At 41.3% G+C, this 13,068-nt stretch carries 14 protein-coding genes and 1 pseudogene; 1 reads left to right on the top strand and 14 read right to left on the bottom strand.

Translation table 11 applies throughout. From position 1 onward, the window contains the following. Positions 1 to 45: 45 nt before the first annotated feature. The 13 genes and pseudogenes from EO125_RS10025 to modA all read right to left on the bottom strand — a co-directional run bounded on the left by EO125_RS10025 (position 46) and on the right by modA (position 11,428). Positions 46 to 666 (bottom strand): XTP/dITP diphosphatase, encoded by a 621-nt coding sequence (locus EO125_RS10025; protein WP_240630422.1) that lies wholly within the window; start codon positions 664 to 666, stop codon positions 46 to 48. Next, positions 658 to 1,383, bottom strand: a pseudogene (gene rph, locus EO125_RS10020) (ribonuclease PH); the annotation flags it as partial. The gene EO125_RS10025 and the pseudogene rph, both read right to left, overlap by 9 nt. A 637-nt stretch (positions 1,384 to 2,020) precedes the next feature. Then, the gene (locus tag EO125_RS02505) at positions 2,021 to 2,788 is read right to left on the bottom strand and encodes an amino acid ABC transporter ATP-binding protein (RefSeq protein ID WP_127147510.1); all 768 of its coding nucleotides are present in this window, start codon (positions 2,786 to 2,788) and stop codon (positions 2,021 to 2,023) included. 9 nt (positions 2,789 to 2,797) lie between these two features. Next, positions 2,798 to 3,457 (bottom strand): amino acid ABC transporter permease, encoded by a 660-nt coding sequence (locus EO125_RS02500; protein WP_206168345.1) that lies wholly within the window; start codon positions 3,455 to 3,457, stop codon positions 2,798 to 2,800. Between the two features lie 2 nt (positions 3,458 to 3,459). Next, positions 3,460 to 4,281, bottom strand: a complete 822-nt coding sequence (locus EO125_RS02495) for an amino acid ABC transporter substrate-binding protein (RefSeq protein WP_127147509.1) — start codon at positions 4,279 to 4,281, stop codon at positions 3,460 to 3,462. A 301-nt stretch (positions 4,282 to 4,582) separates the two neighbouring features. Further along, positions 4,583 to 4,876 (bottom strand): hypothetical protein, encoded by a 294-nt coding sequence (locus tag EO125_RS02490; RefSeq protein ID WP_127147508.1) that lies wholly within the window; start codon positions 4,874 to 4,876, stop codon positions 4,583 to 4,585. 93 nt (positions 4,877 to 4,969) lie between these two features. After that, a complete protein-coding gene (locus EO125_RS02485) occupies positions 4,970 to 5,470 on the bottom strand; it encodes a hypothetical protein (protein WP_127147507.1) in 501 nt (166 codons plus the stop codon). Positions 5,471 to 5,548: 78 nt separating this feature from the next. After that, a complete protein-coding gene (locus EO125_RS02480; protein WP_127147506.1) occupies positions 5,549 to 6,049 on the bottom strand; it encodes a hypothetical protein in 501 nt (166 codons plus the stop codon). A 110-nt stretch (positions 6,050 to 6,159) separates the two neighbouring features. Continuing rightward, the gene (gene trpS, locus EO125_RS02475) at positions 6,160 to 7,146 is read right to left on the bottom strand and encodes a tryptophan--tRNA ligase (protein ID WP_127147505.1); all 987 of its coding nucleotides are present in this window, start codon (positions 7,144 to 7,146) and stop codon (positions 6,160 to 6,162) included. A gap of 8 nt (positions 7,147 to 7,154) precedes the next feature. Beyond that, the gene (glmS, locus tag EO125_RS02470; RefSeq protein ID WP_127147504.1) at positions 7,155 to 8,987 is read right to left on the bottom strand and encodes a glutamine--fructose-6-phosphate transaminase (isomerizing); all 1,833 of its coding nucleotides are present in this window, start codon (positions 8,985 to 8,987) and stop codon (positions 7,155 to 7,157) included. A 363-nt stretch (positions 8,988 to 9,350) separates the two neighbouring features. Continuing rightward, positions 9,351 to 9,974: an ATP-binding cassette domain-containing protein gene (locus EO125_RS02465; protein WP_127147503.1), complete on the bottom strand. Its 624-nt coding sequence runs from the start codon at positions 9,972 to 9,974 to the stop codon at positions 9,351 to 9,353. Between the two features lie 9 nt (positions 9,975 to 9,983). Continuing rightward, a complete protein-coding gene (gene modB, locus EO125_RS02460) occupies positions 9,984 to 10,643 on the bottom strand; it encodes a molybdate ABC transporter permease subunit (protein ID WP_127147502.1) in 660 nt (219 codons plus the stop codon). Further along, positions 10,640 to 11,428 (bottom strand): molybdate ABC transporter substrate-binding protein, encoded by a 789-nt coding sequence (modA, locus tag EO125_RS02455; RefSeq protein ID WP_127147501.1) that lies wholly within the window; start codon positions 11,426 to 11,428, stop codon positions 10,640 to 10,642. Before modA ends, modB begins: the two co-directional genes overlap by 4 nt. Positions 11,429 to 11,576: 148 nt before the next feature. Between modA and EO125_RS02450 the strand changes: the two genes are divergently transcribed. Then, complete coding sequence (locus EO125_RS02450; protein ID WP_127147500.1) at positions 11,577 to 12,557, top strand: AEC family transporter; 981 nt, start codon at positions 11,577 to 11,579, stop codon at positions 12,555 to 12,557. Between the two features lie 185 nt (positions 12,558 to 12,742). On the opposite strand, the gene EO125_RS02445 is transcribed toward EO125_RS02450, so the two are convergent. Beyond that, positions 12,743 to 13,039, bottom strand: coding sequence for a metalloregulator ArsR/SmtB family transcription factor (locus EO125_RS02445; RefSeq protein ID WP_127147499.1), 297 nt, complete (start codon positions 13,037 to 13,039; stop codon positions 12,743 to 12,745). Positions 13,040 to 13,068 lie beyond the last annotated feature (29 nt).

Raw genomic sequence — 13,068 nt, 5'->3', positions numbered from 1 at the left:
CATATATTCAAGACTTTCGATATAAAATTTTTCATTTTTTATTAATTACTTAATTATAGTGTGTCGCAATTGCTCCACCAACGCTCGTAGTGCCTTACCTCGATGGCTAATAGCTTGCTTTTGTTCCATAGAAATATTGGCCATCGTCGTTTTTAATTTTGGAATGTAAAAGTATGGATCGTAACCGAATCCACCTTTTCCCATTGGGCTTAACTGGATAAGTCCTTCACAAGTGCCTGTAGCTCGAATGCATTGTCCATCCGGCGTAGCCCACACAAGAGCACATTGATAACGTGCTGTTCTATCACTTGGAGTAACATCCACCAGTTCGGCTACCAAACGCCGATTATTATCTTCGTCACTGCGATGCAATCCTGCATAGCGCGCAGAATATACACCTGGTGCACCGCCTAAAGCATCTACTTCTAAGCCAGAATCATCAGCTACACAAGGCAAACCACAAGCCTCTGCATAGTATAAAGCCTTTAGTTCTGCATTTTCCATAAAGGTAGTGCCAATTTCTTCTGGCTCATCAATATCTACAATATCATCTACTGTGCGCACTTCAAAGCCTAATTCTTCAAAGGCAGCAGTAAACTCACGAATTTTTCCTTTATTCCGTGTAGCTAATACTACTGCTTTTGGTGCATTTTCATGACCCACCATATGACCAATTTCACCTAATGCTTCACGTTGTACCGCCATTAGTTGTTGTGTGCCGGATTCACCTAAATCTAATAGGCTATTCAACTCATCTCTTGTGAAAGTCCCATGTTCACCTGTTCCTTGCACTTCTACTAGTTGACCTTTTCCAGTACAAACTACATTCATATCCACAACGGCTGCACTATCTTCTTCATAGCACAAGTCTAGCATAGGACCATCTTCACCGATTCCCATAGAAATAGCTGCTAAATAGTCCGTTACAGGAAACTTACCATATCCATCGTACATAGAATAAATGGCATCTACTAAAGCCACAAAAGCACCTGTAATCGAGGCAGTACGAGTACCGCCATCAGCTTGTAGTACATCGCAGTCTACCGTAATCGATACTTCCCCAAGAGCTTCTAAGTCTACAACAGCTCGCAAGGCCCGACCAATCAAACGTTGGATTTCCACGGTGCGACCTGTCTGTTTACCTTTGGCTGCCTCTCTAGGTACACGAGTGTGTGTAGCTCGTGGTAACAAGGAGTACTCTGCTGTCACCCAGCCTGTACCAGTGCCTTTCAAAAAGCGGGGAACGCGATCCTCAACGCTAGCCGTACAAAGGACTTTTGTATTGCCACATTCAATTAGTACAGATCCCTCTGCATAGGCAGTGTAATGCCTAGTAATTTTCACAGGGCGTATTTCTTTTACACCACGACCATCAATTCGCATCGTCATTCCTCATTTCCCTCTAAAATCGGATAATATATACCTCCTATTATACACAATCTCATGGCGGATTGGCAATTTATGTGTGCCTTTGACTGAGGGTACTTTATCCTGAGTAAGTAGGGTATGTTTTCCTCTACTTCTCAGTCAGAATGCGGCATGCTTCCTCACAAACGGCACTACGTAATGTTTGCTGCGGAGCATACCGCATTCTTCTCAACCTTTATCTTATATAGCAAAACTAGCCTACTTACTTATCTCTCCAGAGCTCATACCTCCATTAGTCAAAGGCAATCATCTACTTTGGGTCCGCCTATACGATTGTGTATGATCATCAGTATGTGAGGGGAATCCTTACGGAGGAGAGTGTCCTTTTGCTATCTCTTTGCCAATGCATATAAAGTTAAATGATATGACAGATGTCCATCCTGTTGATAGCTCCTATATCTTCTACTAATTATATGTATGCCTCTATGTATGAGTATCCTCAAGGGAACAGATTGTGCTTATCTCCGAAGAAATACGTATAGGTCATAAAGTATAGTTATACAGAAAAATACGGCGCACCTCGCTACAAATATCATACAGTATTGTATGTAGCCGGTGCCCCGTACGGTAATTTAAGTTCGATATATTGTTTTTATACTCGCAGCATGGAGTTTAAGAACGCTTGTATTCTTGGGTTTTGTGGGTTCTCGAAGACTTTTTCTGGTGTTCCTTCTTCTTGGATTTTGCCGTCTGCCATGAAGATGACTCTGTCTGCTACTTCACGGGCGAATGCCATTTCATGGGTGACGATGATCATAGTCATGTCTTCTTCGGCTAGTTCTTTGATGGTCCGCAGTACTTCGCTGGTGAACTCTGGGTCCAAAGCGGATGTAGGTTCGTCGAAGAGCATAATTTCTGGTTTCATCGCTAATGCTCTAGCAATAGCGACCCGTTGTTTTTGTCCTCCTGACAAGGTACTAGGGTATACATCTCGTTTATCCCAAAGGCCTACTTTTTCTAGTAAGGACTGTGCGATGGGCAGAATATCTGCATCTTTCATCCCTTTCACCATGCGCGGTGCCACCATGATGTTTTCTAGCACTGTCATGTGTGGAAATAGGTTGAAAGATTGGAATACCATCCCCATTTTCAGCAAGATTTGTTGCTGTTCTTCTTTCCCAACATAGACCGCTGCCCCTGTGTTCGTCGGCGTGTCCACCAAGGTCGCTCCATCGACGATGATCATCCCTTTTTGTATGGTTTCTAATTGTCCCAAGCAACGAAGAAAGGTGGATTTACCCGATCCAGAGGGACCGATGATGGACACCACTTCGCCACGTTCCATGGATAGTGACACGTCTTGCAAGACCGCCACAGAGCCAAAGCTCTTTTCAATATGTAACATGTCTATGAAAGCCATGGTTTCCTCCTAATCTTCGTAAATTGCCATGCGGCGTTCTAAATATTGATACAGTTTCGTCAATACAAATGTCATAGCCAAGTAGAATACCCCAGCTACGATGAAAGCTGTAATGTCAAAGTCTCTTTGTACAATGCTACGAGTAATTCGCAAGATATCATTCATAGCTAAGACATACACCAAGGATGTATCTTTCAGTAGTGTAATCGTTTCATTCGCCAATGGTGGCAACACGCGCTTAATCACCTGCGGCAAAATAATTTTGTACATCGTCTGCACATAGGTAAAGCCCAATACCTTCGCCCCTTCGTACTGTCCTTTTGGAATGGATTGGATGCCACTGCGGAAAATCTCACACAAGTAGGCGATGTAATTCAACACGAATGACAACACTGCCGCCGTCATATCTGTAAGTTCAAAGCCATCAATCATGAATGGCAAGCCGTAATAGATGAGCAAAATTTGTAGCATCAACGGCGTACCACGCATCACGTACACGTAAGCATCTACGACAGCCGTCACCACACGGTTCGTACTCAATCGGAGCAGCGCCAAGAGCAATCCCCCTGGCACTGACAAGATGATGACGATGAAGAACAAGGACAAGGTCACTTGGAACCCGCCGGCAATGGCCGGGGCTATCTGTAAAATATACTCCAATACATCCATGTTTATTTATACTCCTCTTTCGTCAAGATGGATGTACTACCAAACCATTTTTGTGCCAATTTGTCAGCCGTACCATCATTCATCACTTCTTGTAACGCAGCGTCAACTTTTGCTTTCAATGCTTCCTCTTCCTTGCGCATACCTACACCCACTTTTTCACTAGCGAACGATCCTGTAGCTACAGTGAATACATTGTTACCTTTTTTGCCGATTAAATAACGGCCTACCATTTCATCCACCACGACCGCATCAATACGGCCTAATTCAAGGTCCATGAAAGCGTTTACATAATCGCCATATTCTTTAATTTCTTTAAAGTTTTTAGATTGTGGATCATTTTTCACCGCTTCCAACCCAGTAGAGCCTGATTGAACGCCTACACGTTTGCCATCAAGTTGGGCTTTATCAGCAATACCAGAATCAGATTTCACAGCAATAATTTGATCCCCCCGAAGATATGGTTTAGAGAACAAGATGTTACGTTCCCGTTCCTTCGTAATGGTTAAACCATTCCACAACACGTCAATACGTTTAGATTTCAACTCCGCTTCCTTGCTGTCCCAGTCGATGGACTTGAACTCCACCTCAGTACCAATACGCTTTGCCACTTCCTTCGCTAAATCAATATCAAAGCCAACTAGCTCACCTTTTTCATCTTTAAATCCCATAGGAGGGAAGTTATCATCTAAGCCGATGACAATTTTTTTCGGCACCTCAGTGTTCGCCTGCTTCGTAGACGCCCCACAACCTGCCACTAACCCAACAATCACCAATGCACTCGCCGCTGCTAATACCGTTTTAGAACATTTTTGTAACCAATTCATAATACTTTCTCCTCTCTATAGATATGTAATCTCTAATTCATGATTACATTATACTTTAGTTAGTTAAAGATGTAAAGAGATAAATTGCAAAAATTTTATCATGTCTTCTGAAAGTAATTTATACTGACAACGCCCCTCCAACAACTAACTATCAAATCAAAAGCGATATAGTAAGTTATGTACTCACCATATCGCTGATTTTCTATTTACCAATATGTTTATATCAATGCATGTGCTTTGCTTATTTCATTAATTTTTCTACGAAGTTGGTCTTTAGATTATATCTATATAATATGATAAGCTAGTAGAGATACTCAAAGATAACAAATGACAGCATAGAACAAAGTAGTACCCACCACCAAATCATTTCATTTCCAGTACCATCTTCCCAACCGAAATTATCGTCAAGTGCTATGCCAATAGCAAAGAACGAATAGATAAACGAAAGAATAGGTGCGATGATAAGTCCTTTATCAAAAATCATAAAAATTCCCATAAGTGCTACTACAATAGCATGGGGAATCACCATGATTCTATAACTAAAGGCATACATTAAGACTGCATAGACAGCATGAAGCAGAAAAGCACCAAACATATAGATTTTCCTCCTTTATGTGAAAATAGACCCTGCCGGATAACGAACAGATATTACTCCTTGATAAGAGGTTAACATGTTTTCTAGTCCTATTCAAGTATTTTTATATCGATTCAGTGCCTCTAAGACTTTCATTTTATCTTGATGGCTCAGAAATTGTAAGCTAATGGGCACGATATAAACACCGCCTGTTTCTGTTTGCACATACAAGGTTTTCCAATCCTCTCCGAATCCCATGATGCCTTGATAATGAACAAAGGTCAAATATAAATCTGATGCGAAGAAACGTTCAATTCGTTCTTTTACTAAAATAGGGGTTCGTTTGACAATAATTCCTTCTGTGGCAATATACACTTCTACATCATCTTGTTGGTACATGCGAAGCAAAGCGTATCCAGCAACCATCACGAGGAGAATGAACCACATATTCATCCCTGAGCCTAGCTCTCGATAAATAAGCACACTGCGATAAATGCCCCATACTGTAATGGCCGCATATAAAAGCTGAAAGCCCCATACCATAACAGCGGAATTATGTAGCTCTTCTTGAATCGTTCCACAGGGAAACATGTTCTCTAATTCTTCACGTTTCATAACTTCTCCCAATATACAGATTGGGAAATAGTCACTACTATTTCCCCACATGTTCATACGCATTTACACAACAATACTTCATTCCGATTCTACCGTACGGCTAATCGTTAGAACCGGCCTGTTCCTCCTTTCTTGACGTGCCTGTTCATATTCTTCCTTCATTTTCTTATCATATACAGCTTTTTTAGTATCACGATCTGTTAACTGTTTTACTCTATTCCAAACCGATTTAGCTATTTCACTTTCCCTTGTAACCATGAAATAATCATAGTTTCTTCTTCCCACTACCACATTAGAATCAGGGGTATACAGCAATGCGTCTACTACTTGTACACTCCCACCCCCAAAGTACACTTTATAATGTACAACCTCCTGACGGGGTTGATCTATATTAATCTTAGCTATCCAAGCTTCGCCTATGTCCAATTCTACATCATAAGAAACTGTATTCACATCAAGCTTTAAGGTTTCAGTCTCATCAGAAAATACTGTCTGCCAACGTGGGTCATTAAAGTCTTTGGCACTGATAGTACTCAACAACCCTACCAATACCATTATCAAAAATAGTATCTTTTTCATACTATAGTTCATCCCCCTAAACACCGTACATACCTATGGATACTATAATCCTGACTCCTACTAAAAAGATGTAATGAAATACCACGAGAGCATCTCATTACATCTTACTATTACTTACGTCGTAATCCCATGGCTTCTTCTACGCGAGCTAAGGTTACGTTCGCCACGGAGGCAGCTTTTTCAGCACCTTCTGTCAAAATTGTATCTAGCTCTGGGCTGGAGATTAATTCTTCATACCGTTCATGGATTGGTGTCATTGCTCCTACTAATAGGTCTGCAATGTCACCTTTGAATGTTCCATAGTTTTTGCCAGCATACATGCTTTCAATAGCCTCGAAGGAATCTCCTGTTAAAGCATTGTAAATACCCATCAAGTTAGAGATGCCTGGCTGTTTTTCTTTGTCGTAGCGCACGACACCCTCAGAGTCAGTGGCAGCTTTTTTAATCTTTTTCACCACTACATCTGGCGTATCCAACAAGCGAATAGTCGCCCAATTATTATCATCGGACTTGCTCATTTTTTTCGTTGGATCTTGTAAGGACATGACACGAGCACCACCTACGGTAGTTTTAATTTCCGGCATAGCGAAGACTTCGCCATACTTGAAATTAAAACGTTGTGCCAAGTCACGAGTTAACTCGATATGTTGACGTTGGTCATCCCCTACAGGCACATAGTTGGTTTGGTATAACAGAATGTCCGCTGCCATCAATGGTGGGTATGTCAACAAACCAGCCGGGATCGTTTCCCCTTGTTTCGCCGATTTATCTTTGTACTGGGTCATGCGCTCTAACTCACCGATGGAGCTCAATGTTGTTAAAATCCAGCCTAACTGCGCATGGGCAGGCACTTCGGATTGCACAAATAAGGTCACTTTTTTAGGGTCTAAACCTACTGCTAAATATAAGGCCGCTAGACTTTGCGTATTGTGGATTAAGTCCTTTGGATCTTGTGGTACTGTAATCGCATGTTGGTTCACGATACAGTAAAAACATTCATGGTCATCTTGGAATGTTAAGAAGTTGCGAAGAGCACCTAGGTAATTCCCAATGGTCAACTCACCGCTAGGTTGTATTCCGGAAAATATAACAGACATAATATCTCCTATTCTACGGTTACAGATTTCGCCAAGTTTCTTGGTTTATCTACATCAGCACCGCGAGTGATAGCTGCATAATAGGACAACAATTGCAATGGCACAACGGCTAAGATAGGCACTGTGAAAGCGTCAGTTTTTGGCACGAAGATAGTATGGTCCACGTATTTTGCCAACTCTTCGTCACCTTTCATACCCACACCAATGACAATGGCATCACGAGCTTTTACTTCTTTGATGTTGCTCATCATTTTTTCACGTACAGATTCTTGTGTTGCCAAGGCGATGACAGGAATGCCTTCTTCAATCAATGCCAAAGTACCATGTTTCAACTCCCCACCTGCATAGGCTTCTGCATGGATATAGGAAATTTCTTTCAATTTCAAAGACCCTTCCATCGCTACTGCATAGTCGATTAAACGGCCTAAGAAGAACGCATCTTCTTTGTAACCGTAGTGGTTGGCAAAGGCTTTGATTTCGTCCACATTTTCAAAGATTTCATGAGTCAATGTAGGCAACTCTTGTAAATTTGTCAAAATTTCGTGTTTTACTGCTGCATCGATGCGACCATTCAATTGACCTAAGTACACAGCCAATAACAATAAAGCTACTAATTGTGTGGTGTACGCTTTTGTGGAAGCTACGGCAATTTCAGGACCTGCCCAAGTGTAAATCACTTGATCCGCTTCACGGGATACGGCGGAACCTACTACGTTGGTGATACCTAACGATTTAGCACCTAAACGTTTTGCCTCTTTCAACGCAGATAATGTATCGCTAGTTTCACCAGATTGGCTGATGACGATGCACAATGTATCTTCATCTGTTAATGGTGTACGGTAACGGTATTCAGAAGCGATGTCTACTTCTACTGGAATACGTGCCAATTGCTCGATGTAATATTTCGCTACTAAACCTGCATGGTACGCTGTGCCACAAGCAGTGATTAAGATGCGCTTGATACCTTTCACTGTATCTGGTGTCCAGTTCAATTCATCATAGATAACTTCTGTAGCATCTTTATTAATACGACCGCTTAACGTATCACGAATCGCTTTTGGTTGTTCGTAAATTTCTTTTAACATGAAATGTTCGTAGCCACCTTTTTCAGCTGCTTCTGCATTCCATGTGACATGATAGATATCTTTTTGTACTGGTTGACCAGCTCGATCAGTAATTGTCACGCTATCTGGTGTCACAATAACAACTTCGTTGTCGTTGATGATATATGTTTCACGAGTACGTTGAATAATAGCTGGGATGTCGGAAGCGATGAAGTTTTCACCTTTTCCCAAGCCCACAACCAATGGATTATCTTTTTTGGTAGCAATGATTTTATTTGGTTCATCAGCGCAAACCATTACCAAAGAATAAGACCCTTCGATGCGTTCTAACATGCGGCGAACAGTACTTTCAAAATTGCCATCGTACATATCGCTCAATAAGTGAGCTACTACTTCTGTATCTGTTTCAGATGTAAATTCAACACCTTTAGCCAACAATTCTTCTTTCAATGGCATGTAGTTTTCGATGATACCATTGTGCACTACGGCAAATTTGCCATCTGTACTTGTGTGCGGGTGCGCATTCATATCGCTTGGACGACCATGGGTAGCCCAACGGGTATGACCGATACCAATATGACCTTGGTTAGGATCTGCTTTTACCACAGCTTCCAAATTCGCCAAACGGCCCATTTTCTTTTGTACTTTAATCACATTATTTTCGCCCACTACGGCAATCCCTGCAGAATCATATCCGCGGTATTCTAATTTCTCCAAACCTTCCAGCATAAAATCTGCTGCATTTTCAAATCCAATATATCCTACGATACCACACATGGTATGTACCTCCTTGATTAATTCATTTCTATTGCTTCTGAAAGTAGCTTTTGTGCACCCAGTCACCTCGGTGTTTTGCTCTACTTCTACGACTGAAGCTAGCCGAGAGGCATCCGCTGAATTTCGATACTCCTCTACCTCGTCCGCTGTGAAAGCTGTCTCTTTCCAGCGCTTGCGCTATTCGCCTGTACGAATTTGGTTCCTCCTTTGCATGTGTTTCGACAGTTCTTTTGACTATGCCTAGATATGCAAAAAATAGTCAGTAGTATTATACTTCATATGAGCAACAACTGTAAAGAAATAAACGAATTTAGCAAAAATAGAGGAACGCTGACCTAAGTATGTCAACATTCCTCTATCTCCTTACAACTCTTCTGCAATCATCCCATCACGACACAACAATCGATGATTGCCTACTGCTGCCGCTTCTTCCTCACTATGAGTGACCCACAAGCAAGGGATAGCCCATTCAGAAATAATAGCTACTAAATCTTGTTGCAACTGAGCACGCAAATTCACATCTAGCGCCGTCAATGGTTCATCCAATATGAGAAGCACTGGTTTAGAATACAATGCCCGACCTAATGCCACCCGTTGTTGCTCCCCACCAGACAAGCCTTTGGCTTTCTTCTTAAGATGTGGTGTCAATCGCAAACGCTCCACAATATGATCGAATAACTCTGGAGAACCTTGTTTACTATACCGAATATTCTCCTCTACCGTCATATGGGGAAACACAATATTGCCTTGTGGCATATAGCCAATGTGTCGTTCTTGGGTAGGTGTGCCCCTTCCCTTTTCGAACCATACCTCATTATTGGCTGTAATCCTACCTTCTTTTGGTGTCAACAATCCACACAAAGCTTTCAAAAATGTAGATTTTCCACTTCCAGAAGGGCCCATCAATGTAGTAATACCTTCTTGTAATGTACCTTGGGCTTTCACAACAAAAGCCCCTCGTTCTATGACGATATCAAAGGAAATCATAGTACCTCCTTACCGATTTGAGAAGAGGGAACCTTTGGTTAGACCTTGAATGGCCCACACAAGCCCCAATGTTAAAATACAAATATAAATCACTAATTCAAATGCACCGTTATAATCGCCAAATTCTACGAGAGAATAAATGGCTAATGGCATAGTTCTCGTCACACCTGGAATATTTCCAGCGATCAAAATAGTAGCACCGAATTCACCTAAGCCACGGGCAAAACATAGAATGGATCCGCTAAGGATTCCCTTCCATGCCAATGGCAGTGAAATTGTCCAAAATACACGAAATTCCGAAGCCCCCAAGGTGCGAGCTACGTCTTCCATATCTCGATCGATAGCAGCTAAGGCTGTTCGCACTGATTGATAAAATAACGGAAAGCTCACCACTGCAGATGCGATAATAGCTCCTATCTTAGAGAAAACTACACGAATTCCGTGTGCCTCTAACCAGGCACCAAAAGCATTACCTGGGGAGAATATGATGAGTAACACAAAACCCAATACCACTGGCGGTAATACCAAGGGCAATGTAAAGAAGGAATCGATCAAGGATTTCCCCGGAAAGGCATAGTGTTTCATCACATAATTTAGGCTAAGACCGATGACCATATTGATCAATAAGGCGATGAATGCCACTTCTATGGATAACTGTAAAGCTATCATTTTTTAGCAGGCTCAGCGAAGCCCCATTTAGCCAATACTTCGCTAGCTTCTTTACTTGTTAGGAACGCATAGAAATCTTCCGTTAATTTATTTTGGTTCTTTTTCACCACACCGATGGGATACTCAATTGGTGCATGTAATTTAGCATCTACTGTTGCAGAAATATCTACTTTATCTTTCAATGCCAATGCATCCGTTTTATATACAAATCCTACATCAGCTGCGCCTTCAGCAATATACGCACCGACTGCTTTTACGTCTTTCGCAAATACAATATTCGGTTCTACTGCATCCCACAAATTAGCTTTTGTTAAAGATTCTTTTGCATATTTACCAGCTGGTACTGTTTCTACTGTGCCGATAGCTACGCGTTTTGCATTTGTAATATTGTCTAATGTCACAGCCTCTTTACCTTTTGGTACGATCATTACCAATGTGTTTGCTACGAATGGGCGAATATTATCCATTAAACCTTTTTCATTCAATTGGTCCATGTTCTTTTTGTTCGCAGAAATGAAAATGCTAGACGGCGCACCTTCTTCGATTTGTTGGCGCAATGTGCCAGATCCTGCATACACAACATTGATTTGTTCAGGTTTTAAATTGTGTTTTTTCACATAGTCTGCTTTTAATTCTTCCATAGCTCCTTGCATACTAGCTGCTGCAGATACGGTAATCGTTTCTGTGGTAGATGGTGCTGTAGACGATGTAGTGCCTTGTCCACCGCAGCCAGCTAATACTAACATACCTGCCATAACTAAACCCATTAACCAATTACGCTTCATAATGATATCCTCCCTAATTTAAATATATACACTTAGAAGCTTACTACATATTCTCATTATACAAGAAAACTGATATTAAGCAAATTGATTTTAGTTATATGTGGTACAATAGAGATGACAACTATACAACCTAAGGAGGTTATCCGTTATGGATTTATTTTTTCACATTATTCTCACTAGTATCGTCCCCATCCTATTACTCACCCTTATGGGGGTCCTTTTAGACCGATGGTTTCACCTCGATTTGCGAACACTGAGCAAACTGAACTTTTATTTATTTTTGCCTGCCTATATTCTCAAATCTTTTTATGTTACTAACTTAACCCATGAAAGTTTTGAAATATTCGCCTGTGCTCTCATTATCTTATTTGCCAACTCCGCTTTAGCTGGCATCGTAGCAAAATGGCAAGGCTATGACTTAGGAAAAACAGAAATCGTCCGCAATGCGGTCATGTTCTCTAATATTGGTAACCTTGGCGTGGCTCTAGGAACTTTCGTCTTTGCCAATGATCCGTACATCATTGATGGAGCTACACCCTATTTACATGACGGGGTTATCGCCATTATCGCTACTTTTATTATCCAAACTGTTTTCTGTAATTCTTTAGGATTCTATCAAGCTGGCAAAGGGAAGTTAACTACAGCAGAATCTTTGCGTACCATCTTACATATTCCTATCATGTATTGTGTGCCTATATCTATCGTCGCTCACTACTACATTCCTATCGATTTCACCCAAACCATTATATGGGGTCCTTTAGATATCTTCGGACGTTGCTTTGTAGGCGCAGCTATGCTCACCCTAGGGGTACAATTGAATCGTACGCCTTGGAACTTCATCAAAAAAGATGTAATGATTACTTCCTTTTTACGCTTAATTGCTGGTCCCATTCTGGCGTTGATTGTCGTTCTTCCTGTAACTATGTACTACACACCATTAAGTGCTATTGCAGCACAAAGCATTATCATCGCTTACGCAGTCCCATCAGCTGTCAACACCGCTCTTATGGCTGTGGAAATGAACAACAATCCAGAGCTAGCCACACAACTCGTATTAGCTACTACAGTTCTATCTTCTTTCACCATGCCACTAGCCATACTCCTCGCCTACCATGTATTCCCTTTATAACCTACGGTAAAAGTCTAATCCTATACTAGCCTCCTCTCCATCCGTTCTTATGACCACCATGGATAGGGTCTTGTATAGATAAAAGGAGACTGCCACAACATGTACAAACTACATGTTGTGACAGCCTCCTTTTTTAGGAACTTGTATGTGACTACAACCTCCAAGCCTTTCGAACCTAGATACTGTTATTGATGACTTACATGTTCTAACCCTTGTCGAATTAGAACAATTACATGATCATCATTCAATCGATACCAAGCTGTTTTTCCTTCTTTTCTAAATGTTACAAGTCTTGCTTGACGCAACACACGCAACTGATGAGATATAGCTGATTGGCCCATATCCATAGCATCTGCAATTTCAGTCACACACATTTCTTTCGAAAGCAGATGTCTAACAATACGCAACCGCGTTGGATCTCCTAGGACCTTAAATAGTTCAGCTAACAATTGTGTTTCCAACTCTTGTTGATTTGTTTCCATCTTAACCTCGCTATCATACATTAGTATTC

The sequence above is a fragment of the Veillonella sp. VA139 genome (assembly GCF_003992005.1).
Taxonomy (GTDB): domain Bacteria; phylum Bacillota; class Negativicutes; order Veillonellales; family Veillonellaceae; genus F0422.
The sequence above is the reverse complement of the archived record's forward strand: the minus strand, read 5'-3'. Positions and strand labels throughout refer to the sequence as shown.

Excerpts from the sequence above, each read along its gene's own strand:
- EO125_RS02480 (WP_127147506.1), bottom strand. The coding sequence starts at position 6,049 with ATGAAAAAGATACTATTTTTGATAATGGTATTGGTAGGGTTGTTGAGT.
- modA (WP_127147501.1), bottom strand. The coding sequence starts at position 11,428 with ATGAAGCGTAATTGGTTAATGGGTTTAGTTATGGCAGGTATGTTAGTA.
- EO125_RS02450 (WP_127147500.1), top strand. The coding sequence starts at position 11,577 with ATGGATTTATTTTTTCACATTATTCTCACTAGTATCGTCCCCATCCTA.
- EO125_RS02505 (WP_127147510.1), bottom strand. The coding sequence starts at position 2,788 with ATGGCTTTCATAGACATGTTACATATTGAAAAGAGCTTTGGCTCTGTG.
- EO125_RS02485 (WP_127147507.1), bottom strand. The coding sequence starts at position 5,470 with ATGAAACGTGAAGAATTAGAGAACATGTTTCCCTGTGGAACGATTCAA.
- EO125_RS02445 (WP_127147499.1), bottom strand. The coding sequence starts at position 13,039 with ATGGAAACAAATCAACAAGAGTTGGAAACACAATTGTTAGCTGAACTA.
- trpS (WP_127147505.1), bottom strand. The coding sequence starts at position 7,146 with ATGTCTGTTATATTTTCCGGAATACAACCTAGCGGTGAGTTGACCATT.
- glmS (WP_127147504.1), bottom strand. The coding sequence starts at position 8,987 with ATGTGTGGTATCGTAGGATATATTGGATTTGAAAATGCAGCAGATTTT.
- EO125_RS10025 (WP_240630422.1), bottom strand. The coding sequence starts at position 666 with ATGGTGGGTCATGAAAATGCACCAAAAGCAGTAGTATTAGCTACACGG.
- EO125_RS02465 (WP_127147503.1), bottom strand. The coding sequence starts at position 9,974 with ATGATTTCCTTTGATATCGTCATAGAACGAGGGGCTTTTGTTGTGAAA.
- modB (WP_127147502.1), bottom strand. The coding sequence starts at position 10,643 with ATGATAGCTTTACAGTTATCCATAGAAGTGGCATTCATCGCCTTATTG.
- EO125_RS02500 (WP_206168345.1), bottom strand. The coding sequence starts at position 3,457 with ATGGATGTATTGGAGTATATTTTACAGATAGCCCCGGCCATTGCCGGC.
- EO125_RS02495 (WP_127147509.1), bottom strand. The coding sequence starts at position 4,281 with ATGAATTGGTTACAAAAATGTTCTAAAACGGTATTAGCAGCGGCGAGT.
- EO125_RS02490 (WP_127147508.1), bottom strand. The coding sequence starts at position 4,876 with ATGTTTGGTGCTTTTCTGCTTCATGCTGTCTATGCAGTCTTAATGTAT.